Below are 26,287 nucleotides of genomic sequence, written 5' to 3'. Positions count from 1 at the left end.
CGCCGCCTTCTCCGGTCTTGATGACGTCGCAAGGCTCAGATCAGGTACCCGAGCCCAGGCACTTGTTGGTCTTGGTGTTGAAGTTGCCGCACTTCTTGCCGACCCAGTCGCCGATCAGGTCCTTGGAGCCCTCGAGCTCCTTCGACCAGGCGTCGCCCGGGACGAGATCCTTGGTCTTGTAGACGACGCTGAACTGGCCATCGCCCTTGATCTCGCCGATGAACACCGGCTTGGTGATGTGGTGGTTCGGCAGCATCTTCGACACGCCGCCGGTCAGGTTCGGCGCCTCGGTGCCCGGAAGAGCGTCGATGACCTTGTCGGCATCGGTCGACTTCACCTTCTCGACCGCCTTCACCCACATGTTGAAGCCGATCACATGCGCTTCCATCGGGTCGTTGGTCACGCGCTTCGGATTCTTGGTGTAGGCCTGCCACTCCTTGATGAACTTCTCGTTCGCCGGAGTCTTGATCGACTGGAAGTAGTTCCAGGCGGCGAGATGGCCGACCAGCGGCTTGGTGTCGATGCCGGCGAGCTCTTCTTCACCCACCGAGAACGCGACGACCGGAATGTCCTTCGCCTTGATGCCCTGGTTGCCGAGCTCCTTGTAGAACGGAACGTTGGCGTCGCCGTTGATGGTCGAGACCACGGCGGTCTTCTTGCCGGCCGAGCCGAACTTCTTGATGTCGGCGACGATCGTCTGCCAGTCGGAGTGACCGAACGGCGTGTAGTTGATCATGATGTCGTCCTGAGCCACGCCCTTCGACTTCAGGTAGGCTTCCAGGATCTTGTTGGTGGTGCGCGGATAGACGTAGTCGGTGCCGGCCAGCACCCAGCGCTTCACCTTCTCTTCCTTCATCAGGTAATCGACCGCCGGGATCGCCTGCTGGTTCGGCGCCGCACCGGTGTAGAACACGTTGCGCTCGCTCTCCTCGCCCTCGTACTGGACGGGATAGAACAGGATGCTGTTGAGCTCCTTGAACACAGGGAGCACCGACTTGCGCGACACCGAGGTCCAGCAGCCGAACACGACCGCGACCTTGTCCTTGGTGATCAGCTCACGCGCCTTCTCGGCGAACAGCGGCCAGTTCGAAGCGGGGTCGACGACGACGGCCTCGAGCTTCTTGCCGAGCACGCCGCCCTTCTTGTTCTGTTCGTCGATCAGGAACAGGATCGTGTCCTTCAGCGTGGTCTCGCTGATGGCCATGGTGCCGGACAGAGAATGCAGAACGCCGACCTTGATGGTGTCGTCAGCGGCCATCGCCGGGCCGAAGCCGGCAGCGCCGAGAGCCAGGCCGGCAGCAGCAGCCAGCCAGCGACGGCGGCTGAACGGCGCCGTTAATTCCTGAGTGAGTCGAGTAAGCATGCGATAATATCTCCCTGACGCAGACGTGCTTCGCAGCCAAATCGGCCGGCGGTCTGCGGCGAGAGAATCGCAAGAAGCGTGCCATACCGTTCACATCTCGTAAGCCATTGACCAGAATGTGGAACTCGGCACGTTCGCGGCGAACGGTCGCATCCACCTGCCGCGATTCTGGGCATGCAAACTGACTAATCAGCCATCACTCAGCATTAAATTTATGCACGATGTTTGAAATGGCTAATTTTAAAGCAGCCCATTACCGCTTTCGGCGGCATGCCGGAGAGCAGCGGGCTTGAAACGAGCGTCCATCTGTTCCATATAGCTGATAGATCGAGGCGAATCGGCCGGATCTTTGCGAGCCGCGTGTTCTCTAGCTCAGACTGAGCTTTTGGCTCCGCATTCTCAGCACTCCACACTAGGCGCTCCAAACACGCGGGTGTCTCAATCACCCGCCCGCGTCCGGCACGCATGCCGACGAGGGCATATCCTCTTATGGAAAGCCCCATCTTTTGACCTCCTTTCAGGACTTCAACCTCGCCGACGCGCTGACGCGCGCGCTGAAGGAAGAGAACTACACCACTCCCACCCCGATCCAGGCCCAGACCATCCCGATCGCGCTGCAAGGCCGCGACGTGATCGGCATTGCGCAGACCGGAACCGGCAAGACCGCCTCGTTCGCGCTGCCGATCCTGCATCGCCTGCTCGAGAACCGCATCAAGCCGCAGCCGAAGACGGCCCGGGTGCTGGTGCTGAGCCCGACCCGCGAGCTGTCCGGCCAGATCCTCGACAGCTTCAACACCTATGGCCGTCACATCCGCCTCAGCTCCACACTCGCCATCGGCGGCGTCCCGATGGGCCGCCAGGTCCGCGCGGTGATGCCGGGCGTCGACGTGCTGGTCGCCACCCCCGGCCGCCTGCTCGACCTCGTCCAGGGCAACGCTCTGAAGCTGTCCCACGTCGAATTCCTGGTGCTCGACGAGGCCGACCGCATGCTCGACATGGGCTTCATCAACGACATCCGGAAGATCGTGGCGAAGCTGCCGATCAAGCGGCAGACGCTGTTCTTCTCGGCCACTATGCCGAAGGATATCGCCGAGCTCGCCGATGCCATGCTGCGGGATCCGGCGCGGGTCGCCGTGACCCCGGTGTCCTCGACGGTCGAACGCATTGCCCAGCGTGTGATCCAGGTCGATCACTCCGCCAAGCCGAACCTGCTGGCTCAACTGCTCAAGGATGAGCCGGTCAACCGCGCCCTGGTGTTCACCCGCACCAAGCACGGCGCCGACAAGGTCGTGAAGGGCCTGGAGAAGGCCGGCATTCCGGCCCAGGCCATCCATGGCAACAAGTCGCAGAACCACCGCGAGCGCACTTTGGCGGCGTTCCGCACCGGCGAGATCCGCACCCTGGTCGCGACTGACATCGCCGCGCGCGGCATCGACGTCGACGGCGTCAGCCATGTCGTCAATTTCGACCTGCCGAACGTGCCCGAGACCTATGTCCATCGCATCGGCCGCACCGCGCGCGCCGGCGCCGAGGGCGTGGCGATCTCGCTGGTCGCCGGAGCAGACGAGATGTCGTATCTCCGGGATATCGAACGGCTGATCAAGGTCTCGCTGCCGCGTGAGGACCGTCGCACGCCGGGCCATCGCGAGGCCGCGCCGCCGGCCAAGCCGCAGCAGCATCGTGGCGGCCGTCCTGGCATGCAGAACGCGCGGGCCAATGAGGGTGGCAACGCCGCAAAAGGCCCTCGCCGCCGTCGCCGTTCCAATGCTAAGATCCCGGCTCTGCCAGGCAATCGTCAGGAGCCCCAACGTCCGTCGCAAGGCGGCGGCAAGGCCGGGTCGATTCAGGGCGTTGCGTTCCTGCATCGCGAAGGCAGACCCAAAAACCACGCTCACAACCGCAACCAACGGCCAAACTAGACGTCTATCGATCTGGAGAAAGACATGGCTAAGGAAGAGCTGATCCAGTTCGAAGGGCTGGTCACCGAAATCCTTCCCGACGCGCGCTACCGGGTGCAACTCGACGCGGGGCACGAAATCGTCGCCTACACCGCCGGGAAGATGAAAAAGAATCGCATCAAGACGCTCGCGGGCGACCGCGTGACCGTCGAGATGTCGCCCTATGATCTGGAAAAAGGCCGCCTGATCTTCCGGCACAAGGACGAACGCCCCGCCGGCGCGGGCGGCCCTCCGCGTGGCGCACCGCAGCGTGGCGGACAGTTCCGCCGGCGCTGACGCCTGGGGCGGAAGAATGCTCCGCCCCGGCCGTGCGACTTGATCAACCCTTACGCAATCAGCGACAATTCAACGCGTCGGCCGCAGGCCGGCGCGTCAAAAAATCGTGCGCCCTCCCGCACCTCAGGATTGTTTTGCGCGGCCATTTCCAATAATATAGCCCGCAATCGATTTTCGGCCGGACGAGATTAGCTATTACCGGTACAGCCGGTTCAGACGCTGACGACCCTTCCAAAAATTCGATCTAACCAGCCCAGACTTCTGGGTTACGCATTTGATATCTGAGAAGGGAACTACCCCCGTGAGCATGGGAACCGTGAAGTGGTTTAACGCAACCAAGGGCTATGGCTTCATTCAGCCGGATGACGGCGGCAATGACGTGTTCGTGCACATCAGCGCTGTCGAGCGCGCTGGTCTCGGCACGCTGCGCGAAGGCCAGAAGATCTCCTACGAGATCGTGGCGGACCGCCGTTCGGGCAAGTCGTCGGCCGACAATCTCCGCGCCGCCAACTGAGCTGCGCAAGAGCGGTTTCGATCGCTCGCGAACGAAACGAAAGGCCGCCTCGCGCGGCCTTTTTTATTGTCCGATCGTCATTGACGCCTGATTTCAAGCCCGGCGCATCGCGCACGTCGCGTGATGCCGGACCGGTCCGCCCGACGGGGCCCCTCAGCAGCTCGTTGCCGGACTGTAATAGACGCAGGTCGATTGCCGGGGGCGAGTGTAGGCGACATCGCTGAGATTGACGCCCGTCTTGGCCAGCACGTAGCCGATCGTGGGAACGTACTGATAGCTCACCTCGCTGAAGATCAGATAGGTGCCGCTGACCAGCAGATCGGCCGGAACCCCGACCGTCGTGCCCGTCGTCCGCGGCGCCGATCCCTTGCTCCACTTCACCGTCGCCTGCTTCGAGGTCGGATCGACATAAAGCTCGGTGATCGTCGCGTTCACCGGCGTCGTCGAATACGGGTACAGGATGCCGGTCGAGGCCGCGAAGAAGTTCGACATGTCGCTGTCGCCGACCGAGGTCGACTGCGAGGTCAGGTCGGACAGCGTTCGCGCCATCAGCGTCACCTTGCGGTCGACCGCGATCGCCGAGCAGAACTCCACCGTGCCGAAGAACATCACCAGCATCAGCGGCACGATGAAGGCGAACTCGGTCGCGGCGACGCCGCGTCGATCGGCCCCGAACGCGCGGAGGCGACTTAGCAGCTGGGATTCCATCTTCGACCTCGGTCTGTCTGCACAACGCATGATGGTTCCTGGCGCCCTTATGAATACGGCTCGTTCTTGAATGCGGCCGTGCCGACGAGCAGCCGCTTGCTGCCGGTCAGATTCGCGATGTTGTAGCCGAGCCCGGTCACGAAGATCGGCCATTGATAGAACAGCCTGACGACGACGATGTCGCCGGCCGCGCCCGGGCTATAGGTCATGTTGTTGACGAAGTTGCCGGTGTTGTCGATCTGGCTGTTGATCGTCACGCTGCCGAACGAGGAGTAGCTCTTCACGTCGATGTAGATCTTGTTGCAGTCGAACAGCGCCGGAACCTGGGTGCAGACGTAGCTCGCGAATTGCGACTGCGTGTACGAGCCCTGCTGGGCCTGCCCGGTCAGGATCATGCGGGCGGAGTCCTGCGTGATCGTCTCGAGCACCTGGCTGGCGAAGAACATCAGGGCCGTTTCGATGATCGCGAACAGCAGCGCGAAGAAGACCGGAGCAACCAGCGCGAATTCGAGCGCGGCCGACGCGCGTCGATTGCGCCGAAAGCGTCGCAGCAGCCTGCGGATCGAACCGGTCGCGGAAACGGAGGCTTGCATTGTCTGACCCGGAATTTGGAAACCCACATCAACCTGAGTGAAACAAATAGCGGAAACTCCTTGGCAAAGGGTTTCCCACAATCCGAACGAAATGGGCGGCGGCGTCAACCGCTCGCTAACCAAGTTCAGCAATCTCCCCGCTGACCTTCTGCAGTGGCTGGCCGAGACTGCACGCGAGAGCGCCGTCCGGCTCATTGCGGTCCGGACGCGCTGCCGATCGAGCATGGTACGCCCCAGCCTCGGCAGGGGCGCCCCGACTTGAAGTCTTAGTTGGTCTTCGAGGCGGACGCGGCATTGCCGCTGGCCTGGCTCGACATCGTCCCGGCCTGGTCGAGCACGGATTTGAAGTAGCTGTCGCCGTCGCCCAGGGTGACCCGGCGCTGGCAGACCGGCATGCAGCTATAGGTCTCGCGGTCGACGCCGCGATACACCGTGACGAGTCGGTCGGTCGGCCCGGCAACCTGGATTTGGCGGTCGATCAGCACCTGGCCGCCGCGGTCCATGGCGATGAAATTGGTGGCGCCGTAGCTCTTGCCGGTCACGACGATGATGCCGCCGCTCTGCAGGGTCACGTCCGCAATCATCGGATTGCCGACCACGAGGGTCGCAACGCGGTCCGGCAGCTTGACCAGCTTGGCCTGGTCGACGTTCACGGCGATCGCTGGATCTGGATCCGCCGACGCCGCGGCCGGCCACAACAGCATCGCGGCCACGGCCGTCCGCAGAGCAAGGGAGACATAAGGACGACACGACACACTGAACGACATACTCAACCCCGGGACCTTGACGAGCCGTCTCAAGCGATACGCAGCGGTGACGGCGCCCGACGCGGCAAATCTGCGCTCAATTGGTGAACGATCTACAAACGCGCCCCAATTCTCTCGGCGGCGGGCGCGCGGCGATCAGCGACGAAACGGGAAGACGAGCTGACCGGCGAACTCACCGGGCATCGTCGCTTCATCCTTGCCGTAGCTCGTCGGAAGCTGCCCCTCCGGCATCCGGAACGTGCCGAACAGAATGTCCCAGAGTGGGAAAGTGCCGGCGAAATTGGTGTTGCCGCCCTCCGCCATCGAGGTGTGGTGCCAACGATGGAACACGGGAGTTGCCAGGACATATTTGAACGGCCCGAGCGTCCAATTGAGGTTGGCGTGGACGAAGGCGGAATGGAAGGTCGTGAACGGGCCGACCCAGAGCATCACGTTGGGCGAGATGCCGGCCATCAACAGGATCACGTCGACCGCAATCGTGCCGATGATCAGGTTGACGGGATGGAAACGCGCCGCCGAGATCCATTCGAGGTCCTCCGACGAGTGATGAACCGCGTGGTATTTCCAGAACTCGCCGCCATGAAACAGACGGTGGGTCCAATACAGCATAAAGTCGGCGAGCACGATGAACAGCAGCCCCTGCAGCCATTCGGGCAATTGCGCCAGCGGTCCATGGCCGTTCTCGTAGAAGGCGATCAGCTCATCCGCATCGTGGATCTTGAAGATCACGCCGGCCCCCAGCACCAGCAGCCCGATGCGCAGGACGCGCGCGAACACCGGCACGAAGAACCAGTAGACCATGTCGGTGACAAGCTCGCGCTTCTGCCACCATGGCTTGCCAGGATTGCAGGCCCAGAAATGGCTGAGCACCGAGAACACGACCGCCAGGACCAGCGTGATCGGCAGCACCTTCTCGATGGTCTGGCCGAGCATCAGCACGACTTCCCATGGCAGACCGGACATAACATTCCTCATCACGTGAACTTTCCCGAGAGGTACTCTCCGGCGCTTAAGGAGCCGTGAACCTCACGGCGCATCCGGGCGCGAGCACGGCTGGGTCAAGCCTGCGCACCGAGGGAAGAATGTACAAGGAATCCTAGGACCCGCGGACCCGACGTGCCGCGCCTCTATTTCCTATGCCGTGGACGAACCTCGAATGCGCGAGCGGTTTGTTTCAGTTTTTTCCAGCGCGGTTCATCCGAAATTTACTCTGCGCAAGAACGGCCATCCGTCGCGATGTTTCATCGGTTGAATTAACTACGCCGAAATTCCTGCCCCCTAGGGTGCCCATATGGTCACGGTGCTGAGAACGCCGCAACGACCAGAATTTGTTCGACCAGCCACGTGTACATGGAGTTACCCTATGAAGAATCTTCTTGCTCGCTTCGTGAAGGATGAATCCGGCGCGACCGCCATCGAGTACGGCCTGATCGCCGCCGGCATCTCGCTCGCGATCATCGCGGCCGTGAACGGTCTCGGCTCCAGCCTGAGCTCCAAGTTCGGCTCGATCAACTCGTCGCTGAAGTAAGCGGTCATCACGACCGAGCAAAGAAGGCCCCGGACTTCCGGGGCCTTTATCATTTCCACGTCCAGCTCCGCGGCGTTCAGTGATGCGTAACCATGTTGCCACCGCAGTCGCAGCCCGGCGCCCGCTCCGGCAGGCCGACGCGGCACTGCGTTTGATCTGCAGCGCGCTCGCTCTGTCCATCCTGGTTCTGGCGGCCCGCATCGCCAGCGTCTGGTGAGGCGAAAACGGCGGGAGGGCGGATCGTTTCCCGATCGTTTATCTGTTGCCGCTAGATTGGCGAGCCAGCGCATCCTGCGCCGGTTCTATGCCGTTGAGAGCCCATGACCCTCGATCTCGCGCGCCTGCTGCTGTTTCCGGCTCTGATGGCCTTCGCGGCGGCGAGCGACCTGTTCACGATGACCATTTCGAACCGGGTCTCGCTGGCGCTGGTCGCGGGCTTCCTGGTACTGGCGCCGCTGAGCGGAATGAGCATGAACGACATGCTGATGCATTTCGGCGCTGGCGCGGTGCTGCTGGTGATCGCCTTCGCATGCTTTGCGTTTGGCTGGATCGGCGGCGGTGACGCCAAGGTCGCTTCGGCCGCCGCTCTGTGGTTCGGCTTCGCCCATCTGATGAACTATTTGTTGTACGCCTCGATCTTCGGCGGCGTCCTCACGCTCGCTCTCATGCAGTTCCGGCAATGGCCCCTGCCCTACATGCTCGCCGGGCAACCTTGGCTTGCGCGCCTCCACGCCAAGGACAGCGGCGTTCCCTATGGCATAGCGCTCGCACTGGGCGCCTTGATGGTCTACCCGGAGACCGAGTGGGTGAAGGCGATCGACGCTGCACGTCTTGCGTTTCTCTGACAACACCGTGTGAACGCGGTGTTAAGGCGATTTAGATACGCCTCATTAACCATGCTTTGACGAATAACTGCTCAACTCCCATCACGGCGGCGGAAGCGTCGCGGCGTAATGTGGAAAGTGAAGCGTATGAATACCGCACGCATTGTGGTTCTGACCATCGCTGTGGGCGCTGGCGGCGTGGCCGCATATCTGGCGAGCGGGTCCGACGATCGGCCGGCTCAGGTTGCCGCGCCAGCGCCACAGGTGCCGACCGTCGACGTTCTCGTCGCCAAAGCCGATATCGGCCTCGGCCAGTCGCTCAAGCCCGAGCACCTGCAATGGCAGAGCTGGCCGGCGGCGACGGCGAGTTCCAGCTTCATCAGGCGCAACGAGCGGCCCGAAGGTCAGAACGAAGTCACGGGCACGATCGCGCGGGCGCCGTTCATTGCCGGCGAACCCATTCGCGAGCAGAAGCTGGTCAAGTCCGACGGCTCCGGCTTCATGGCGGCGATCCTGCCGGCGGGCATGCGGGCCGTCTCCACCGAGATCTCGCCGGAAACCGGTGCCGGCGGCTTCATTCTGCCGAATGATCGCGTCGACGTCATCCTGTCCAAGCGCGAGCGAAATCCGGATCAGCCCAACGCGGGTGACGTCGTCAGCTCCGATATCATTCTGTCGAACATTCGCGTGCTGGCGATCGATCAGGCTCCGAAGGAGAAGGACGGCCAGACGACGGTGGTCGGCAAGACCGTCACGCTGGAGCTGAAGCCGGAGCAGGCCGAGACGCTCGCCCGTGCGCGGCAGACCGGAACGCTGTCGCTGGCGCTCCGCAGCATTGCCGATATCAACATGGCCGAGAAACGTCCGGACGAGAACAGCCGCAGGCGCAGCGACAGCGTGGCCGTGGTTCGCTTCGGCATTCCCAGCACGATGACGACGCAGAAGTGACCGAGAGGACTACCAAGATGATTTGCAGCGAAAATCAGCGGAAACTGCGGACCCTGATGGTCCGCGCGCTGTCGTTTTCGGCCGCCGCTGCGCTGACATTCAATCCGGCGCTTGCACCGGTGATCGCCGCGGACTACCGCCCGGCGGCCGCAGCCGCGGCTGCCGACGGCCAGATCAACGCACGCTTCCTCGCTCTCGGGATCGGCAAGTCCGTGGTCATCGATCTGCCGCGGGACATCAAGGACGTCCTCGTCGCCGATCCGAAGATCGCGAACGCCGTGGTCCGCTCGTCGCAGCGCGCCTACATCATCGGCGCCGCGGTCGGCCAGACCAACATCGTCTTCTTCGACGCCCAGGGCCAGCAGATCGCGGCTTACGACATCGCGGTGAAGCGCGATCTGAACGGCGCGCGGGCCGCGCTGAAGCAGCTGCTGCCCAATGCCGAGATCCAGATCGAGGGGATCGGCGACGGCATCGTGCTGACCGGCTCGGCGTCGAGCCAGATGGAGGCTCAGCAGGCCGGCGAGCTGGCCGCGCGCCTTGCCGGCGGCGCCGACAAGGTGGTCAATTCGATCACGGTGCGCGGCCGCGACCAGGTGATGCTGAAGGTGACCGTCGCCGAGGTTCAACGCTCGGTCGTCAAGCAGCTCGGCATCGATCTTTCGGGCCAGCTCAATTACGGCACGGCCGTGGTCAAATTCGCCAACTCCAATCCATTCACCGCCTATGGCAGCAACCTTGTCTCGAACAATGCCGTGAGCGCGGCGCTGGGGGGAGCGACGCCATCGGTTCAGGCCACGCTCCGGGCCATGGAGAACGCGGGCGTGATCCGCACGCTGGCCGAGCCCAACCTGACAGCGATCTCGGGCGAGTCCGCGACCTTCATCGCCGGCGGCGAGTTTCCGGTTCCGGCCGGCTACTCCTGCGATCCTACGACCCACGTCTGTACCACGCAGATCAGCTTCAAGAAGTTCGGCATCTCGCTCAACTTCACGCCGGTCGTGCTGAGCGAGGGGCGGATCTCGATGCGGGTGATGACCGAGGTTTCGGAGCTCTCGAACGAGAATGCGATCACGCTGTCCCAGGCGGTGAGCTCGACCACCACGAACTCGCTGACCGTGCCCTCGATCAAGACCCGTCGCGCCGAGACGACGCTCGAAATCCCCTCGGGCGGAGCGATGGCCATGGCCGGCCTGATCCAGCAGCAGACCAAGATGGCGATCAGCGGCATGCCGGGCCTGATGCAGCTTCCAGTGCTAGGCGCGCTTTTCCGCAGCCGGGACTATGTCAACAACCAGACCGAGCTGATGGTGCTGGTGACGCCGTTCGTCGTGCGCGCCGTCTCGCAGAAGGATCTGTCCCGCCCGGATGACGGCTTCGCGGCGGCTTCGGACCCGCAGGCCGACCTGCTGGGCAGCATCAACCGCATCTACGGCGTGCCGGGCCGGACCGAGCCCGGACGCAACTATCGCGGCACCTATGGCTTCATCACGGACTGAGCTGGGACAAGGACTTGCAACGATGACCATGAAATCCAGCCCCGCTCGACACCGCCGACTGCGGCTTGCCGTCGCCCTGGCCGGCACGGCGGTCCTGCTCGGCGCCTGTAACTTCCGCAGAGATCCGGCCGTCACGGCCAGCATCCCTGACGACTATCGGCTGCGCCACCCGATCGCGGTGCAGGAAGCCCCGGATTCCCTGGTCGTCTTCGTCGGCCAGGGCCGCGGCGGCTTGACCGCCGAGCAGCGCGCCGATGTGATGGGGCTGGCGCAGAGCTGGATGCGCCAAGGCACGGGCGCGATCAGCGCCGACGTCCCGAGCGGCACCCCGAATGCCCGCGCGGCCGCCGACTCGATGCGCGAGATTCAGTCCCTGTTCGCGGCTGCGGGCGTGCCTCCGCACGGCATCACCGTCCGCAACTATCAACCGAAGGATCCGCGCCAGATGGCCGCGATCCGGCTGAGCTATCCGAAGCTTTCGGCCACCGCGGGCCCCTGCGGCGTCTGGCCGGACGATCTCGGACCCTCGATCAAGAACAAGAACTGGTTCGACAACAAGCCTGATTGGAACTTCGGCTGCGCCTATCAGCGCAACATGGCCGCCATGGTCGACAACCCGTCCGATCTCGTGCAGCCGCGACCCGAGACCCCCTCCTACACCACCCGGCGCACCGCGTTGTTCGAGAAATACCGCAAGGGAGCGTCAACCGCGATCACGTATCCCGAAGCCGACAAGGCCAAACTCAGCGACACAGGCAAATGATCAGCTACGCCCGACAGACCCAAGAGGAGCAGCCTGACGTCGTGCCGCCGCCGGCCGACGATCATATCGCGCCGGCGCCGCGTGTCTCGGTGCAGGCGTTCTGCGAGACCGTGGAAACGGCCGCCACCGTGCAGGCCGCCGGTGAGGACCGGCGGCTCGGCAAGGCGCATCTGAAGATCCAGATGGGCGGCATGGCGGCTGCGATCGAGGCCTACCGGTCGGCGCCGACGCCCAACGTGATCATCCTGGAGACGGATGCCCGCACCGACATCCTTGCGGGCCTCGATCACCTTGCGACGGTCTGCGATCCCGGCACCCGCGTCGTCGTGATCGGCCGCGTCAACGACGTGACGCTGTATCGCGAGCTCGTGCGCCGCGGCGTCAGCGACTATGTGCTGTCCCCGGTCACGCCGATCGACGTCGTCCGCTCTATCTGCAATTTGTTCTCGGCTCCCGAGGCCAAGGCCGTCGGACGCATCATTGCCGTCGTCGGCGCCAAGGGCGGCGTCGGCGCATCGACCGTCGCGCACAACATCGCCTGGGCGATCGCCCGCGATCTCGCGATGGATTCGGTCGTCGCCGATCTCGATCTGGCCTTCGGCACCGCCGGCCTCGACTACAATCAGGATCCCGCCCAGGGCATCGCGGACGCCGTATTCTCGCCTGATCGGATCGACATCGCCTTCATGGACCGGCTGCTGTCGAAATGCACCGATCATCTGAGCCTGCTGGCCGCACCGGCGACGCTCGACCGCGTCTACGATTTCGGCGCCGAGGCATTCGATTCGGTGTTCGATACGCTGCGGGCCTCGATGCCCTGCATCGTGCTCGACGTGCCGCACCAATGGTCCGGCTGGACCAAGCGGGCGCTGATCAGCGCCGACGACATTCTGATCGTCGCGGCGCCGGATCTCGCCTCGCTGCGCAACACCAAGAACATGTTCGACCTTCTCAAGGCCGCGCGACCCAATGACCGCACGCCGCTCTATTGCCTGAACCAGGTCGGCGTGCCCAAGCGGCCGGAGATCAATGCCAGCGAGTTCGCCAAGGCGATCGAAAGCCCGCCGATCGTGACGATCCCGTTCGAACCGCAGATCTTCGGCGCGGCGGCCAACAACGGTCAGATGATTGCGGAGATGTCACCCAATCATCGGACGACCGAGATGTTTCTTCAGGTCGCGCAGCGGCTCACCGGCCGCAGCGAGACCAAGAAGCCGAAAGGCTCCTTCCTGTCGCCTCTGCTTGACAAGCTGAGGGCGAAATAAGCCCGCGTGGAGTTCTAAGTCGTGTTTGGTAAGCGTAGCGGATTAGACAGCGATACCAGGACCCTCAGGCCGGCCGCGCCGGCGCCCGAGCCGGCCGCGGCGGCGCCGCGCCCGGCTTCTCCGGCCGTGTCGGCACCTCCTCTGGCCCCAACCCGGCAGGCGCCTCCGCCGCCGCCCCCCGTCGTGGAGGCCCGGCGCTCGGACAATTACTATCAGGTCAAGGCGACCATCTTCGGTGCGCTGATCGAAGCGATCGATCTCGCCCAGCTGGCCAAGCTCGACGGCGAGTCCGCGCGCGAGGAAATCCGGGACATCGTCAACGAGATCATCGCGATCAAGAACATCGTGATGTCGATCGCCGAGCAGGAGGAGCTGCTCGACGACATCTGCAACGACGTGCTCGGCTATGGCCCGCTCGAGCCGCTGCTGTCGCGCGACGACATCGCCGACATCATGGTCAACGGCGCCGGCACGGTCTTCATCGAGGTCGCCGGCAAGATCCAGCGCACCGGTATCCGCTTCCGCGACAACCAGCAGCTCCTGAACATCTGTCAGCGCATCGTCAGCCAGGTCGGCCGCCGCGTCGACGAATCCTCGCCGATCTGCGACGCCCGTCTCGCCGACGGCTCCCGCGTCAACGCCATCGTGCCGCCGCTGGCGATCGATGGCCCCGCGCTCACCATTCGAAAGTTCAAGAAGGACAAGCTGACGCTCGACCAGCTGGTCAAGTTCGGCGCGATCTCGCCCGAAGGCGCGGAGATCCTGCAGATCATCGGGCGCGTCCGCTGCAACATTCTCATCTCCGGCGGCACCGGCTCGGGCAAGACCACGCTGCTCAACTGTCTGACCAACTACATCGATCATGACGAGCGCGTCATCACCTGCGAGGACGCAGCCGAGCTCCAGCTGCAGCAACCTCATGTGGTCCGCCTGGAAACCCGCCCGCCCAATATCGAGGGCGAGGGCCAGGTCACGATGCGCGAGCTGGTGAGAAACTGCCTGCGTATGCGTCCCGAACGGATCATCGTCGGCGAGGTCCGCGGACCCGAAGCGTTCGACCTGCTGCAGGCGATGAACACCGGTCACGACGGCTCGATGGGCACCCTGCACGCCAACAACCCGCGCGAAGCGCTGTCACGTTGTGAATCCATGATCACGATGGGCGGCTTCTCGCTGCCGTCACGGACCATCCGCGAGATGATCTGCGCCTCGATCGACGTCATCGTCCAGGCCGCGCGCCTGCGCGACGGCTCGCGCCGCATCACGCACATCACCGAGGTGATGGGCATGGAAGGCGATACGATCATCACCCAGGATATCTTCCTCTATGACATCGTCGGCGAGGATGCGAACGGCAAGATCATCGGCCGCCATCGCTCCACCGGCATCGGCCGGCCGCGGTTCTGGGAGCGCGCCCGCTACTACGGCGAGGAGAAGCGGCTCGCGGCTGCGCTCGATGCGGCCGAAGTCGCGAGCAAGGAGTAACGGAGAGACCCCATGAAGTTTCAGGCTCTCGCACTCGCCTTCCTCGCAGCGACCGCCATCGGCGGCATCGCCTGGGTGTTCCTCTATCCTCTGCTCTCGGGCGAGCGGAAGGCGGAGCAGCGGCGCAGCACCGTCGCCAAATCGGAGCCTGTGGTCCGTCAGGCCGAACGCAGCCAGCGCTCGCGCCGCGAGCAGGTCGAATCCTCGCTCAAGGATCTCGAGGCCAAGGCGCAGAAGCAGAGCAAGGTTCCGCTGAACATGCGGATCTCGCAGGCCGGGCTCGACTGGACCGTTCAGAAGTTCTGGATCATTTCCGGCGTCCTCGGCTTTGCCGTCTGCGCGATCGCCTTCTTCGCCGGCGGCGGCCCGCTCGGCGCGCTCGGCCTCGGCTTTGCGGCGGGTCTCGGCCTGCCGCGCTGGATCCTCGGCTTCCTCAAGAAGCGGCGCGAGAAGAAATTCCTGGCGGCGCTGCCGGACGCGGTCGACGTGATCGTGCGTGGCATCAAGGCCGGCCTGCCGCTGTTCGAATCCATCAAGGTCGTTGCCGCCGATGCGCCAGAGCCGCTGCGCGGCGAGTTCCTGGCCATCATCGAGACCCAGGCGATCGGCATGCCGCTGGGCGAGGCCTGCGCGCGACTGTATGAGCGGATGCCGCTGCCCGAGGCCAATTTCTTCGGCATCGTCATCGCGATTCAGCAGAAGTCCGGCGGCAACCTGTCGGAAGCGCTCGGCAACCTCTCAAAGGTGCTGCGCGACCGCAAGAAGATGGCCGAGAAGATCCAGGCGATGTCGATGGAAGCCAAGGCCTCCGCGGGCATCATCGGCTCGCTGCCGCCGATCGTCATGCTGCTGGTCTATCTCAGCACGCCCGACTACATCTCGCTGCTCTGGACCCATCCGACCGGCCAGCTGATGCTGGTCGGCTGCGTGATCTGGATGTCGATGGGCATCATGGTCATGAAGAAGATGATCAACTTCGATTTCTAAGGTAGTGCCATGGTCGACTTTCTGATCACCAAGCTTCATGATCCGCACTTCATGACGATGTTCTTCGCCGCCATCGCGGCGTCGGCCACCGTCTACACGCTGATCATGCCGCTGTTCGCGGGCGAGAACCTGAACAAGCGCATGAAGGCGGTCGCCAGCGAGCGCGAACGGATCAAGCAGCGTGAGCGCGAGCGGCTGAATGCCGGTGAAAAGGTCTCGCTGCGACAGACGCCGAAGCAGCTCGTCTCCCGCGTGGTGGAGGATTTCAACCTCACCAAATGGCTGGCCCAGGAGGCGGCCCGCGAGAAGCTCATCATGGCGGGCTACCGCGGCCAGGCGCCCTACATCACCTTCCTGTTCGCACGCCTGGTGACGCCGCTCGTCCTGTTCGTCGGCTCGGTGCTCTACGTCTTCGTGATCGCACATCTCGAGAAGTCGATGCCGGTCAAGATCGGCATCTGCGTCGGCATGGCCTATCTCGGGCTGCAGGCGCCGATGCTGTTCCTCAGCAACGCGATCTCCAAGCGCCAGCTGTCGATCAAGCGCGCGTTTCCCGACGCGCTCGACCTGCTGCTGATCTGCATCGAGTCCGGCATGTCGATCGAGGCCGCGTTCCGCCGGGTCGCGATCGAAATCTCCAGCCAGTCGATCGCGCTGTCGGAGGAGTTCACATTGACCACGGCGGAGCTCTCCTACCTGCAGGATCGCAAGGTGGCCTATGAGAACCTCGCCCGCCGCACCGGCCTGGAAGGTGTCAAGTCGGTCTGTCTCGCGCTTCAGCAATCGGAGCGGTACGGCACTCCGCTCGGGCAATCGCTGCGCGTGATGGCGCAGGAGAACCGCGACATGCGCATGAACGAGGCCGAGAAGAAGGCCGCCGCACTGCCGCCGAAGCTGACGGTGCCGATGATCCTGTTCTTCCTGCCGGTGCTGTTCGTGGTCATTCTGGGACCGACCGGCATCAAGGTCGCGGCCATGCAGTAGCCGACGGCCCGCACGGCGAAATATCGCTTGCGGAGGCGGCGTCACTTTGAAAGCTAGGCGGAGCATGATCGAGGTCTCCGCCTGATGTCCGACACTCTCCGCCGCGCCGATGGCGCCCGCGTCCTCGCCGACCTGAACGCGCTGCGCGCCTTCGGCACCTACAAGACCGGCGTCCACCGCCCGACCTTTTCCGAGGCGCACCGGCAGTCGCTGGATTGGCTCGCCGCGCGTCTCCCCGACGCGCAGCTCACGGCCGAGATCGACGGCATCGGCAATGTGCTCGGCACCAGCACCAGGCCGGGTCCAAAGCTGCTGGCCGGCTCGCATCTGGAGAGCCAGAACTACGCTGGCTGGCTCGATGGTCCGCTCGGCGTGGTCTACGCGCTCGAAGCAGCCCGCGTGCTCAATCCCGATCCCTCCATCGCAGGCGCCGTCGAGGTCGCCTCCTGGTGCGACGAGGAGGGCCATTTCGGCGCCTTCCTCGGCAGCCGCTCCTATGTCGGCGACGTCAGCGAGGCCGACATCGATGCCGCCCGCGACCGCAGCAGCCCGCGCACGATGCGCGAGGCGCTCGCCGAGATGGGCCTCGCGGGGCGACCACGCCTGCAGGCCGAGCGGGGCCGGCACATCGGCTATCTCGAGGCTCACATCGAGCAAGGCGACACGCTCGAGCAGAGCGACCTCAAGGTCGGCGTCGTCACCTCGATCGTCGGCATCTGGCAATACCGCATCATCTTCACCGGCGAACAGAACCACGCCGGCACGACGCGGATGGCGGTGCGCAAGGATGCCGGGCTCGCACTCGCCAAATTCTGCGTTGCGATCGACGCGCGCTTTCCGGCCGCCTGCGGCCCGCGCACGGTGTGGACCACGGGACGGATCACGCTCGATCCGGGCGCACCGAGCATCATTCCGGGCCAGGCCGAGATGCTGTTCCAGATCCGCGACGACAATCCCGCCGTGATCGACCGGCTCGAGGGGTTGCTGCGCGAGTTGGCGTCGCAAGCCTCAGCGGCGGGTCCCTGCCAGGTCGCCGTGGAACGCATCCGCACCGGAGCGCCGGCGATGATGGACGGCGCATTCCAGGATGCGATCGAGGCTGCGAGCAGCGCACTCGCCGGCGGCAGATCGCTGCGGATGCCGAGCGGCGCTGGGCATGACGCGCAGGTGCTGGCGACCATCATGCCTGCGGGGATGCTGTTCGTGCCGTCGATCGGCGGCATCAGCCATCACTGGACCGAGAACACGTCCGACGCTGATATCGTCACCGGCGCCGACGTGTTCGTCGAGACCTGCCGGCGACTGCTGGCGGGCGCCTGACGATCGTCAGTCCGGCTGGCTGAGCGAGGCCATCGGCGCGGCGTTCCGCGCCTTGCCCTTGCCCTGGCCGTCGCGCTGGCCCTGGATCATCTGCTTCAGATAGGCGACGTTGGCCGCGGCCTCGTCCGGCGGCAGATCGGCGCGCGCGATCTGCTCCGCTTCCGCGAAACGTCCCTGCAGGCCGACGACGAGCGCGAGGTTCTGACGCACCCGCGCGTCCGCGCGCTGCGAACCGTAGGCCTGGCGCAGAGCCTGCTCCGCCTTGGGCAGCTCCCGCGTCAACATGTAGGACAGGCCGAGATTGGACAGCACCGAGGGCTCGCCCGGAACGATCTTCAGCGCGCTGTCGTAATAGCGCCGCGCCTCGTCGTGGCGGCCCATCTGGTCGAGCGCGGTGCCCTGCACCGACAGCAGCTTCCAGTCGGGATTGTCGGGCGAATGCGCGCGCGACAGCACGTCGAAGGCCAGCTTGAAATTGCCGTTGTCGGCGAGCGCGCGTCCGTACGCCGCGAGCACCACCTTGTTGCCGGGGTTGGCGAGCGTCGCCTGCTCGAGCACGGCGACCGCCTGCTCGCGCTGGCCGTTGTTGCGCAGCGCCTGGCCGTAGGCCACCGCGGCGACGGCATCCTTGGGGTTGGCGCGATAGCGCTCGCCATAGACCTCGGCCGCACGCTGCGGCGTCGCCGGCGGCGGCTCGGCGGTACGGCTGCCCAGCGAGCCCGTGACGTCGGACACGGTCTGGCACCCGCCGAGAGCGGCAGCAAGGAGCGCGGCGAGCGCCGCCGAGGCGAGGAGCCGGCTGATGGGAGGCTGTCGACGCATGATCACTGGACTCGAAAGGACGAGCGGATTGAACGCGCCAGCAATAAACTGTTAACGCTAACAGCCGGTTAATGGCGCAAGGCAGCCGCCGTCGCCACTGCGTCGGCTTGCGGGCCATGCGGCCGGCGCGATTGCGGGGGCGGCCGAACTCTGCGAAGTCTGCCTGCCAGCGCGCCCGTCAAGGAACCATTAGGCATGCCGTCGATCTACGAGACCGCCCCAGAGACATCTGCCATCCCGATCACCTTCGTGACGAAGTCGAGCTGGCCGGGGATCAAAGAGGGCCTGTCGGCGCAAGCGCGCAACTTTGCCGAGGCCAATGGCTACAGCGCCAAGCCCGGCAGCTGCCTCATCCTCCCCGATGCGGAGGGGCGCATCGCGCAGGTGCTGTTCGGCCTCGAGGACGACGACGCCAAGCACCGCGACCTGTTCCGCCCGGGCGCCCTGCCCGGCCAGCTGCCGGCGGGCACCTACCGTTTCGCCAACGCGCCGCATGATATCAGGCTCGCCGCGCTCGCCTTTGCACTCGGCAGCTACCGCTTCGGCCGCTACCGCAAGGCCGAGACGCCGGAGGTCCGCCTCGTTCCGCCCGACGGCGTCGACGGCGCCGAGCTGAACCGTCTGGCCGACGCGGCGGCGCTGGCGCGCGATCTCGTCAACACGCCGTCCAACGACATGGGACCGGAGGAGCTGGAGAGCGCCGCGAAGCAGGTCGCCGACCGCTTCGGCGCCCGCTTCAGCAGCATCGTCGGCGACGACCTGCTGGCCCAGAACCATCCGCTCATTCACGCCGTCGGCCGCGCCTCGACGCGGGCGCCGCGGCTGATCGTGCTTCGGTGGGGCGATCCATCACACCCCAAGGTGACGCTGGTCGGCAAGGGCGTCTGCTTCGACACCGGCGGGCTCGACCTCAAGCCGTCCAGCAGCATGCTGCTGATGAAGAAGGACATGGGCGGCGCGGCCAACGTGCTGGCGCTTGCGCAGATGGTGATGGATGCCAAGCTCAAGCTGCAGCTGCGCGTGCTGATCCCCGCGGTCGAGAACGCCGTCGCCGGCAATGCCTTCCGTCCGATGGACGTGTTTCCCTCGCGCAAGGGCCTCACCGTCGAGATCGGCAACACCGACGCCGAGGGCCGGCTGATCCTCGCCGACGCACTGGCGCTGGCCGACGAGGATACGCCCGATCTGCTGATCGACATGGGCACGCTGACCGGCGCGGCGCGTGTCGCGCTCGGCCCCGAGCTGCCGCCGTTCTACACCAATGACGATGCGCTCGCCGCCGACGTCGCGCGCTGTGCCGCGGCCGAGAACGACCCGCTGTGGCGGATGCCGCTCTGGGCGCCCTATGATTCATGGCTCGACTCCAAGGTCGCGACCATCAACAACGCGCCCTCGGGCGGCTTCGCCGGCTCGATCACCTGCGCGCTGTTCCTGCAGCGCTTCGTCGAGCATGCCAGGAGCTGGCTGCATCTCGACATCTTCGCCTGGACGCCGTCGGCCAGGCCGGGCCGCCCCGAGGGCGGCGAGTGCCAGGCGGCACGCGCGCTCTACAAGCTCCTGAGCGAGCGCTATGGCTGATCCCCGCCTCACACCTGCCCGCGGCGACATCGCGGCCAGGCATCTCCAGGGACAGGTGACCGCTGAGCGCTTCGTCGAGGGCGAGACGCTGGTCGTCACCGATCCGATCGCGCCGCTGCGCCAGCAGCCGTTTTCGAGCGCCGAGCTTGCGACACAGGCGCTGAAGGGCGAGCGTGTCACGATCTACGACCGCAATGGCGAGGGCTGGGCTTGGGGCCAGCTCGCGGCCGACAGCTATGTCGGCTGGCTGCCGGAGGCTGCGCTGGCAGCGTCCGCTGCCGCTCCGACGCACAGGATCATCGCGCTGCGGACCTTCGCTTTCCCCGGACCATCGATCAAACTGCCGCCGCTCGAGACGTTGCTGATGGGGTCCACGCTCGCGGTGACACACGAGGATGCAAGCTTCGTGGTTGCGGCCGAAGGCTGGTTCGTGCCGAAGCAGCATGTCGCTGGCCTCGACCATGTCGAGCCCGACTATGTCGCCGTCGCCGAGCGCTTCGTCGGAACGCCCTATCTGTGGGGCGGCAAGAGCAGCCTCGGCATCGACTGCTCGGGGCTGGTGCAGGTGGCGTTGAATGCTGCGGGGCTTGAATGCCCGCGCGACAGCGACATGCAGCTGGCATCGCTCGGCCGCGCGCTAGCTGATGATGAGAAGTCAGCTCGCGGCGACTTGATCTTCTGGAAGGGCCACGTCGCCATCATCAGCGCTGCCGACACGCTTGTGCACGCCAACGCGTTCCACATGGCCACTCAGTTCGAGCCGATCGCGGAAGCCATCGCGCGCATCAAGGCGAGCGGGAGCGAGGTGCTGGCAATCAAGCGGCTCAGATCGTAGGGTGGGCAAAGGCACGATCGCGAGGCGATCGTGACGTGCCCACCATCGCAGATGCGCGCGCGGCCGGCACGGTGGGCACAGCGCGCGACAGGCGAGGCCGGAGCAGCCATCGAGCGAGCGCCTTGCCCACCCTACTGCCGACTATTCTGTTCGCACGACGATGGCGATACTCATCACGTCGACATCCAAGTCGTACCGCGAGTCGCACAGCTAGCGACTGCGCCCTCGCCCCTTGTGGGAGAGGGCATGTAGGACAGAGCTGCAAGCTCGGTTGGGTGAGGGGTCTGCATCTACGAGCGAGATTGCGGAGAGAAACCCCTCACCCAACCGAGTACGTAGATCCGCCGAACATGCCCTCTCCCACAAGGGGCGAGGGCGCAGTCACGGGCAGCGTGCCGAGAGCACCAGTATTGCTAAAACTACGCGTGAAATGGCGCGTTGCCCGCCGATGCGAGCGTTGGGTCCGATTCACGTCTCAAACAGCATGGAGGACGAGCGTTCGCACTCTCGCGACCTCACCGGCCCGAGCTCTGCGACATTCATCCGCCCTCAGAAATGAGAGGGCGCAGGGAAGGCCGGGTGCCGACCGCACCCGTGGTTGCGTGCAACAAAGCACGCGGTAGTCGCCACAGGTACGAGCCGAACATCCGGCCTTCCCTGCGCGATGGCTTTACGACTTATACGTGATCTCCCCAGGGACCGGCGTTCTTGCCCCTGTCGGCCGCGCAGCTCATCGGGCCAGCGACCTTGACGCCAGCATCGGGGCGCCAGGACCACACGACTTCGTCGTCCGCGGGAGCAGGCGCTCGTCCAGCGCCACCCTCACGGCCACCGCATCCCGCACCCGACATCCGTGACGACGCGTACGCCCCTCTCGTGGGACGGGACGCCCGATCAATGGGGCCGATTTGCCCGACAGCGCAAGTGAATTCTTTTTCTCTGAACGACTTGACGGATTATCGGAAATTCAACCCGTCGGGCAAATCAGCTCATCCTGCACGATGCGCGCACGCCTGCGCGGGATCAGGTCGATCGAGGATCGAGGCAACCGCTCTGATCGCCGTCAATGGCGCCGGATCGTTGGCCATCGACGCGATCCGGCGCATTGGCGCGGCCGAGCATGACGCCGCCGGCAACGCCGACCCCGAGCACGTAGATCCATCCCTCGCTGACGTCGAGGAGGCTGATGCTCAGAAGCGAGCCGATGACCGACTGCACGACGACCGTCAGCCCGACCCATGCCATCCAATCGGGGCTGCGAAACAGCCTGAAATGGCTGATCCACATCGCAGCAAGCAGGATCAGTCCCGCAAGCCCCCATTGCAGGCCGACCATCATGCCCGGGGCGCTCGGGCGGATCTCCGTCTGGCGCGCCCCCTGTCGGTCGGGCTGGAGCTCGAACGGCCTCCGGATCCAACCCGTGCCATGACCGAACAACGGCGCCTCGCCGATCGCCCTGACCGAAGGCGGCCAGTCGCCGGGTCCCTGCGCCGGCCCGCCACTCACATAGACGCGATGCCGAGCGGCAAGCTCGGCGATCGGCTTGCCGAGAAACGGCGCGGCCGCCCAGGCGACGCCGCCGGTGAGCGCCGCCGACAGCACGAGAATGGACGCAAGGCGCCGGCTGAAATGGCGCCCCGCGAGCACCAGCAGGAGGATCGGCAGATACAGGCATAGGGTGCGCGCAGGCACGATGAACAGATCGTGCGCCAGGAAGGCGAGACCGAGTCCAAACCAAGTTGCCGCCATCAGCCGCCGGCGTTGCACCAGCGCGAGCAGCGCCGGCACCAGAAGCCCCAGCGCGCACAGCGTGAATTGCAGCGTTCGGCCTTGCGTGGGTTCGCCGGGAATGGCCGCAGAGCCGATGCGCAGCCTGGTCGAGGACAGATCGGCCATCGTCCACGACGACATCATGAGCACGGCGGACGAGGCGAGAAAGCCGACGAAGACCCACGCCGCGCGCTCCGAGCGCCTGAAGTGATGAAACAGGAACGGCAGCAGCAGCAGCTTCGATACGGGATTGATCGCCTGCAAGCCGGCTTCCCAGGGGGCATCGGACCAGAGCACGCCGACATCGGCCAGCACGAACAGCGCCAGCGGCAAGGCACAGGCCGGCAGCGCCAGGCTGCGAATGAGCTCGTCCCAATCGATGGTCGGAACGATCACGGCAAGCCAGACCAGCATCAAGGCCCCCGTCAGCGTCGTCGACCACGGCAGCGCGACCGCGGTCAGCACCACCAGCGTATCGGCCAGTCGCAGATAGCCGGGAGAGTCGACCCACGAAGCGGCGGCTGGATCCGACGGTCGGACGCTCGCCGATACACGCGATGAGCCGCCCTCGACGTCCATGACATACGCCTCCTGGAGCATACCGCACTCCCGTTGCGACCAGCGCTGACCGGATCGCCCCCGCAGCGCGCCTTCGATGACGGCAGAGGCACCAGCCGGGGGTTGAACGCCCCTTCCATTACGTGGGAATTTTTCACACGTCAATAAATGTGTGGGATTGTGTCCCACAGTGGCTCCGCTTAAAATCTGGGCATGGATCCCACCGCCCGGACGCCGTCGCCGCTGACCGCGACGCAGTTGCAAGCGCCGCTGGCGCGGCTGCTGCGTCCGCTCGTGCGGCTCTGCATCCGCAGCGGGATGACGTTTCCGGCGCTGGCGCAGCTGCTGCGCGAGCTGTTCGTGAACGTCGCCGAGCACGACTTCGCGCTCGACGGCAAGCCGCAGACCGACAGCCGCGTCAGCCTGCTCACGGGGATCCATCGCAAGGAGGTGGCGCGGCTGCGTGGCGCGGGCGCGCCGGTGAATGTGGTGCCCGCGACCTTGTCGCGCACCAGCGCCATCATCGCGCACTGGCTCGCCGCGCCGGAGTTCACCGACGCCAGGGGCGAGCCGCTGCCGCTGCCGCGCACCGCCGAGGGCGATGCCCCCTCCTTCGAGGCGCTGGTGGCCGCGATCACCAAGGACGTGCGGCCACGCGCGGTGCTCGATGAATGGCTCGACCGCAAGCTCGTGAGCATCGATGCCGGCGACAACATCGTGCTGGCGGAGACCGGCTTCGTGCCGCGCGGCGACGACGACCGCAAATGGTATTATCTCGGCCGCAACCTCCATGATCACATCGCAGCCGCCGCCGACAACGTGTCCGAGGCGACGCCGCGCTTCATGGAGCGCGCCGTCCACTATGACGGGCTGTCACCAAAGCTGGCGCGGCGCCTCGAAGCGCGCTCGCGCGAGCTGGCGATGGAGGCGCTGAAGACCGCCAACCGCGAGGCCAACCGCGCGCTGGCCAAGGACAAGGGCGGCGACGCCCGCTGGAATTTCGGCGTCTACATCTATCTGGAGGAGCCGAAGGACACCCCCGGCGAGGACGGCAAATCATGAGCCGGCCGCCGATGCTCTCGCGCAGGGCCGTGCTCACCGGCCTCTGGCTCGCCGGATCATCGGCGCTCGCCTGGGGACAGACCCGCAAGGGCAATGACCAGGGTCTCGGCGGCACCGGGATCACCGGCGGCCAGGACCAGGGCATGGGCGGCACCGGCATCGTCGGCGTGATCCAGCGCTTCGGCAGCATCTTCGTCAATGGCGAGCGCGTCAGCTACGCGCCCAACGTGCCGGTCGCGATCGATGGCGAAGCTGCGTCCGTGAAGGCGCTGAAGATCGGCCAGCTCGCCCGCGTGCTGGCGCAGCGCGACGCCGGCGGCACCCTCAGCACGGCGCGCATCGACGTCGTCAGCGAGGTGACCGGGCCGATCGAGGCGGTCAGGCCGGGCGAGCTCACCGTGCTCGGCCAGACCGTGATCTCGCCGGGCCAGCAGAGCTGGCGCAAGGTCGGCAGCCAGGTTGCGGTGTTCGGCCTGCGGCGCAGCGACGGCGTGATCGTCGCCAGCCTCGTCGACCCGCGCAGCAGCGCGCCGAGCCGGATCAGCGGCGTGGTCGTGCGCGACCGCAGCGGCCTGTCGATCGGCGGCCTGCGGCTCGCCGGCGTCGACCAGGCGCAGGTCGGCCGGCGCGTGCAGGCCGAAGGCCGCGTTATCCGGGGCGTGATGCAGGTGGCGCAGATCAGGCCGGACGATCTGAAGGAATTCGCGCGGGCCAGCCGGCTCTTGATCGAAGGCTATGTCCAGCGCGTCGGCAACGACCTGCGGTTCGGCTCCGGCTACGTCGCGCGCGACAATTCGCGCTTCCAGCCTGCGGGGGAGACCCGCGTCGTGATCAACGCCGTTCCGGACGGTGCCGGCGGACTGCGCGCCGAATCGGTGCAGGCAGTGACCCGCTTCCCCGGCGAATCCGTGCAGGGTCCGCAGGCGCCACGTGGCCAGGGGCCGATGCAGGGGCCGGGTGGTCCGGGCGGCCCTGGTGGCGGCAACCCACCGGGCGGACCCGGTGCACCGAACAATTCGAGGGGACCGGGATCTCCGGGTGCGCCCGGGTTCGGCCGAGACAGCGGCATGTCCCCGCCGGGCGGCATGGGCTCACCCGGCGGCTTCGGCTCAGGCGGCGCTTCGAGCCCGCCGGGCTTCGGCGGTACACCAGGTGGTCCTCCCCCCGGCGGCGGCAGCGGCTTCGGCGGCCAAGGCGGGTTTGGCGGTGGCGGCAGAGGCGGGGGTGGAGGCGGCCGGCACTGATCACGACGTGACTGATGAGCTCCCCACAGCCGCTAGAGCATGATGTGCGTTTTCGGAATCGCATCATGGCCACATGACGCACCTTTTCGATCGCGCAGCGCGCAGCTTCGAGGTCAGCCCCGCTCTCACCCTCCCCTGGAGGGGGAGGGTCGGCTCACATAGAGCGCAGCGTCATGTGAGCCGGGGTGGGGTGATCTCTCCTCTTGCGCCGGTTTCGCGGAGAGATCACCCCACCCCGCTCGCCCGCTTCGCGTGCGATCGACCCTCCCCCTCCAGGGGAGGGCCATCGCATATGGCGATCGATGTTTTGCGCCTATCTCCCTCCGCGTCGTCATGGCCGGGCTCGTCCCGGCCATCCACGACGTCCGGCATGCTGAGAACGACGTGGATGCCCGGGACAAGCCCGGGCATGACGATGTGGAGACAGTTTCGGGACACACTCAGAGTGGCCATATGCGATAGCCCTGCCCTCCAGGGGAAGGTGAGACTGAATTCGCGGTGCCTTCCGTCGTCCTTATCAGCACGTTGGCGATGAGAGCATGATGCGTCTCCACGTCATCGCATCATGCTCTAGCTCGAGCCGCTGGCTCTTTCTCGTTGCGCGCATAACTCTGTGATCGCTGCTGCACCAACGCG

24 protein-coding genes are annotated in these 26,287 nt (G+C 65.6%); 17 read left to right on the top strand and 7 right to left on the bottom strand.

Annotation, left to right across the window (positions count from 1 at the left end):
* Positions 1-40 precede the first annotated feature (40 nt).
* Entirely contained in the window at positions 41-1,363 is a 1,323-nt protein-coding gene (urtA, locus tag QX108_RS24505) for an urea ABC transporter substrate-binding protein (RefSeq protein ID WP_315783441.1), read from the bottom strand.
* Positions 1,364-1,869: 506 nt separating this feature from the next.
* Between urtA and QX108_RS24500 the strand changes: the two genes are divergently transcribed.
* The 3 genes from QX108_RS24500 (at position 1,870) to QX108_RS24490 (ending at position 4,111) form a co-directional block, all read left to right on the top strand.
* Positions 1,870-3,282: a DEAD/DEAH box helicase gene (locus QX108_RS24500; protein WP_315783439.1), complete on the top strand. Its 1,413-nt coding sequence runs from the start codon at positions 1,870-1,872 to the stop codon at positions 3,280-3,282.
* Between the two features lie 24 nt (positions 3,283-3,306).
* A complete protein-coding gene (gene infA / locus QX108_RS24495) occupies positions 3,307-3,597 on the top strand; it encodes a translation initiation factor IF-1 (protein ID WP_172110082.1) in 291 nt (96 codons plus the stop codon).
* Positions 3,598-3,898: 301 nt separating this feature from the next.
* Positions 3,899-4,111, top strand: a complete 213-nt coding sequence (locus QX108_RS24490; protein ID WP_006612155.1) for a cold-shock protein — start codon at positions 3,899-3,901, stop codon at positions 4,109-4,111.
* Between the two features lie 153 nt (positions 4,112-4,264).
* Here QX108_RS24490 and QX108_RS24485 read toward each other — a convergent pair whose 3' ends face one another.
* From QX108_RS24485 to QX108_RS24470, 4 genes are all read right to left on the bottom strand, one after another.
* On the bottom strand, positions 4,265-4,819 hold the full coding sequence (locus QX108_RS24485; protein ID WP_315724365.1) for a TadE/TadG family type IV pilus assembly protein: 555 nt from the start codon (positions 4,817-4,819) through the stop codon (positions 4,265-4,267).
* 47 nt (positions 4,820-4,866) lie between these two features.
* Positions 4,867-5,412, bottom strand: coding sequence for a TadE/TadG family type IV pilus assembly protein (locus tag QX108_RS24480; RefSeq protein ID WP_172110084.1), 546 nt, complete (start codon positions 5,410-5,412; stop codon positions 4,867-4,869).
* A gap of 266 nt (positions 5,413-5,678) precedes the next feature.
* Entirely contained in the window at positions 5,679-6,116 is a 438-nt protein-coding gene (locus tag QX108_RS24475) for a pilus assembly protein N-terminal domain-containing protein (protein ID WP_172110563.1), read from the bottom strand.
* 198 nt (positions 6,117-6,314) lie between these two features.
* Positions 6,315-7,142: a sterol desaturase family protein gene (locus QX108_RS24470; protein WP_172110085.1), complete on the bottom strand. Its 828-nt coding sequence runs from the start codon at positions 7,140-7,142 to the stop codon at positions 6,315-6,317.
* A 400-nt stretch (positions 7,143-7,542) separates the two neighbouring features.
* Between QX108_RS24470 and QX108_RS24465 the strand changes: the two genes are divergently transcribed.
* The 10 genes from QX108_RS24465 (at position 7,543) to QX108_RS24420 (ending at position 17,782) form a co-directional block, all read left to right on the top strand.
* Positions 7,543-7,707, top strand: a complete 165-nt coding sequence (locus tag QX108_RS24465; protein WP_008964729.1) for a Flp family type IVb pilin — start codon at positions 7,543-7,545, stop codon at positions 7,705-7,707.
* A 320-nt stretch (positions 7,708-8,027) separates the two neighbouring features.
* Positions 8,028-8,552 (top strand): prepilin peptidase, encoded by a 525-nt coding sequence (locus QX108_RS24460; protein ID WP_315783435.1) that lies wholly within the window; start codon positions 8,028-8,030, stop codon positions 8,550-8,552.
* A 126-nt stretch (positions 8,553-8,678) separates the two neighbouring features.
* Positions 8,679-9,479, top strand: a complete 801-nt coding sequence (cpaB, locus tag QX108_RS24455; RefSeq protein ID WP_172110087.1) for a Flp pilus assembly protein CpaB — start codon at positions 8,679-8,681, stop codon at positions 9,477-9,479.
* Positions 9,480-9,496: 17 nt separating this feature from the next.
* Positions 9,497-10,978: a type II and III secretion system protein family protein gene (locus tag QX108_RS24450; RefSeq protein WP_315783434.1), complete on the top strand. Its 1,482-nt coding sequence runs from the start codon at positions 9,497-9,499 to the stop codon at positions 10,976-10,978.
* A gap of 22 nt (positions 10,979-11,000) precedes the next feature.
* Positions 11,001-11,741 carry a CpaD family pilus assembly protein gene (locus tag QX108_RS24445; RefSeq protein ID WP_315783432.1) on the top strand — a complete coding sequence of 247 codons (741 nt, stop codon included), beginning with the start codon at positions 11,001-11,003 and terminating at the stop codon, positions 11,739-11,741.
* A complete protein-coding gene (locus tag QX108_RS24440) occupies positions 11,738-13,006 on the top strand; it encodes a CpaE family protein (protein ID WP_315724355.1) in 1,269 nt (422 codons plus the stop codon). The genes QX108_RS24445 and QX108_RS24440 overlap by 4 nt, the downstream gene beginning before the upstream one ends.
* Before the next feature lie 21 nt (positions 13,007-13,027).
* Positions 13,028-14,491, top strand: coding sequence for a CpaF family protein (locus tag QX108_RS24435; RefSeq protein WP_315724353.1), 1,464 nt, complete (start codon positions 13,028-13,030; stop codon positions 14,489-14,491).
* Between the two features lie 12 nt (positions 14,492-14,503).
* Entirely contained in the window at positions 14,504-15,478 is a 975-nt protein-coding gene (locus QX108_RS24430) for a type II secretion system F family protein (RefSeq protein WP_172110092.1), read from the top strand.
* Positions 15,479-15,487: 9 nt separating this feature from the next.
* Positions 15,488-16,462: a type II secretion system F family protein gene (locus QX108_RS24425; protein ID WP_172110093.1), complete on the top strand. Its 975-nt coding sequence runs from the start codon at positions 15,488-15,490 to the stop codon at positions 16,460-16,462.
* An 84-nt stretch (positions 16,463-16,546) separates the two neighbouring features.
* Positions 16,547-17,782, top strand: a complete 1,236-nt coding sequence (locus QX108_RS24420; protein WP_315783429.1) for a Zn-dependent hydrolase — start codon at positions 16,547-16,549, stop codon at positions 17,780-17,782.
* A gap of 6 nt (positions 17,783-17,788) precedes the next feature.
* Here the strand turns inward: QX108_RS24420 and QX108_RS24415 are convergent, their stop codons facing one another.
* A complete protein-coding gene (locus tag QX108_RS24415) occupies positions 17,789-18,604 on the bottom strand; it encodes a tetratricopeptide repeat protein (protein ID WP_315783427.1) in 816 nt (271 codons plus the stop codon).
* 195 nt (positions 18,605-18,799) lie between these two features.
* Here QX108_RS24415 and QX108_RS24410 point away from each other — a divergent pair, with 195 nt between their 5' ends.
* Both QX108_RS24410 and QX108_RS24405 read left to right on the top strand, forming a co-directional pair.
* Positions 18,800-20,182, top strand: a complete 1,383-nt coding sequence (locus QX108_RS24410; RefSeq protein ID WP_315783425.1) for a leucyl aminopeptidase family protein — start codon at positions 18,800-18,802, stop codon at positions 20,180-20,182.
* Positions 20,175-21,017 (top strand): NlpC/P60 family protein, encoded by an 843-nt coding sequence (locus QX108_RS24405; protein ID WP_315783424.1) that lies wholly within the window; start codon positions 20,175-20,177, stop codon positions 21,015-21,017. The genes QX108_RS24410 and QX108_RS24405 overlap by 8 nt, the downstream gene beginning before the upstream one ends.
* 1,023 nt (positions 21,018-22,040) lie before the next feature.
* On the opposite strand, the gene QX108_RS24400 is transcribed toward QX108_RS24405, so the two are convergent.
* A complete protein-coding gene (locus tag QX108_RS24400; RefSeq protein ID WP_315783423.1) occupies positions 22,041-23,387 on the bottom strand; it encodes an O-antigen ligase domain-containing protein in 1,347 nt (448 codons plus the stop codon).
* Positions 23,388-23,558: 171 nt separating this feature from the next.
* On the opposite strand from QX108_RS24400, the gene QX108_RS24395 reads away from it, so the two are divergent.
* Together QX108_RS24395 and QX108_RS24390 are read left to right on the top strand one after the other, a co-directional pair.
* The gene (locus QX108_RS24395) at positions 23,559-24,407 is read left to right on the top strand and encodes a DUF6502 family protein (protein WP_315783421.1); all 849 of its coding nucleotides are present in this window, start codon (positions 23,559-23,561) and stop codon (positions 24,405-24,407) included.
* The gene (locus tag QX108_RS24390; RefSeq protein ID WP_315783419.1) at positions 24,404-25,651 is read left to right on the top strand and encodes a DUF5666 domain-containing protein; all 1,248 of its coding nucleotides are present in this window, start codon (positions 24,404-24,406) and stop codon (positions 25,649-25,651) included. The genes QX108_RS24395 and QX108_RS24390 overlap by 4 nt, the downstream gene beginning before the upstream one ends.
* Positions 25,652-26,287 lie beyond the last annotated feature (636 nt).

The sequence above is a fragment of the Bradyrhizobium sp. SZCCHNR1002 genome (genome assembly GCF_032381435.1).
Lineage (GTDB): Bacteria > Pseudomonadota > Alphaproteobacteria > Rhizobiales > Xanthobacteraceae > Bradyrhizobium > Bradyrhizobium aeschynomenes.
The sequence above is the reverse complement of the archived record's forward strand: the minus strand, read 5'-3'. Positions and strand labels throughout refer to the sequence as shown.

Bases quoted from the DNA above. Each gene is read 5' to 3' on its own strand.
- urtA (WP_315783441.1), bottom strand. From the start codon at position 1,363: ATGCTTACTCGACTCACTCAGGAATTAACGGCGCCGTTCAGCCGCCGT.
- infA (WP_172110082.1), top strand. From the start codon at position 3,307: ATGGCTAAGGAAGAGCTGATCCAGTTCGAAGGGCTGGTCACCGAAATC.
- QX108_RS24485 (WP_315724365.1), bottom strand. From the start codon at position 4,819: ATGGAATCCCAGCTGCTAAGTCGCCTCCGCGCGTTCGGGGCCGATCGA.
- QX108_RS24480 (WP_172110084.1), bottom strand. From the start codon at position 5,412: ATGCAAGCCTCCGTTTCCGCGACCGGTTCGATCCGCAGGCTGCTGCGA.
- QX108_RS24475 (WP_172110563.1), bottom strand. From the start codon at position 6,116: ATGCTGTTGTGGCCGGCCGCGGCGTCGGCGGATCCAGATCCAGCGATC.
- QX108_RS24470 (WP_172110085.1), bottom strand. From the start codon at position 7,142: ATGTCCGGTCTGCCATGGGAAGTCGTGCTGATGCTCGGCCAGACCATC.
- QX108_RS24465 (WP_008964729.1), top strand. From the start codon at position 7,543: ATGAAGAATCTTCTTGCTCGCTTCGTGAAGGATGAATCCGGCGCGACC.
- QX108_RS24460 (WP_315783435.1), top strand. From the start codon at position 8,028: ATGACCCTCGATCTCGCGCGCCTGCTGCTGTTTCCGGCTCTGATGGCC.
- cpaB (WP_172110087.1), top strand. From the start codon at position 8,679: ATGAATACCGCACGCATTGTGGTTCTGACCATCGCTGTGGGCGCTGGC.
- QX108_RS24450 (WP_315783434.1), top strand. From the start codon at position 9,497: ATGATTTGCAGCGAAAATCAGCGGAAACTGCGGACCCTGATGGTCCGC.
- QX108_RS24445 (WP_315783432.1), top strand. From the start codon at position 11,001: ATGACCATGAAATCCAGCCCCGCTCGACACCGCCGACTGCGGCTTGCC.
- QX108_RS24440 (WP_315724355.1), top strand. From the start codon at position 11,738: ATGATCAGCTACGCCCGACAGACCCAAGAGGAGCAGCCTGACGTCGTG.
- QX108_RS24430 (WP_172110092.1), top strand. From the start codon at position 14,504: ATGAAGTTTCAGGCTCTCGCACTCGCCTTCCTCGCAGCGACCGCCATC.
- QX108_RS24425 (WP_172110093.1), top strand. From the start codon at position 15,488: ATGGTCGACTTTCTGATCACCAAGCTTCATGATCCGCACTTCATGACG.
- QX108_RS24420 (WP_315783429.1), top strand. From the start codon at position 16,547: ATGTCCGACACTCTCCGCCGCGCCGATGGCGCCCGCGTCCTCGCCGAC.
- QX108_RS24415 (WP_315783427.1), bottom strand. From the start codon at position 18,604: ATGCGTCGACAGCCTCCCATCAGCCGGCTCCTCGCCTCGGCGGCGCTC.
- QX108_RS24410 (WP_315783425.1), top strand. From the start codon at position 18,800: ATGCCGTCGATCTACGAGACCGCCCCAGAGACATCTGCCATCCCGATC.
- QX108_RS24405 (WP_315783424.1), top strand. From the start codon at position 20,175: ATGGCTGATCCCCGCCTCACACCTGCCCGCGGCGACATCGCGGCCAGG.
- QX108_RS24400 (WP_315783423.1), bottom strand. From the start codon at position 23,387: ATGCTCCAGGAGGCGTATGTCATGGACGTCGAGGGCGGCTCATCGCGT.
- QX108_RS24395 (WP_315783421.1), top strand. From the start codon at position 23,559: ATGGATCCCACCGCCCGGACGCCGTCGCCGCTGACCGCGACGCAGTTG.
- QX108_RS24390 (WP_315783419.1), top strand. From the start codon at position 24,404: ATGAGCCGGCCGCCGATGCTCTCGCGCAGGGCCGTGCTCACCGGCCTC.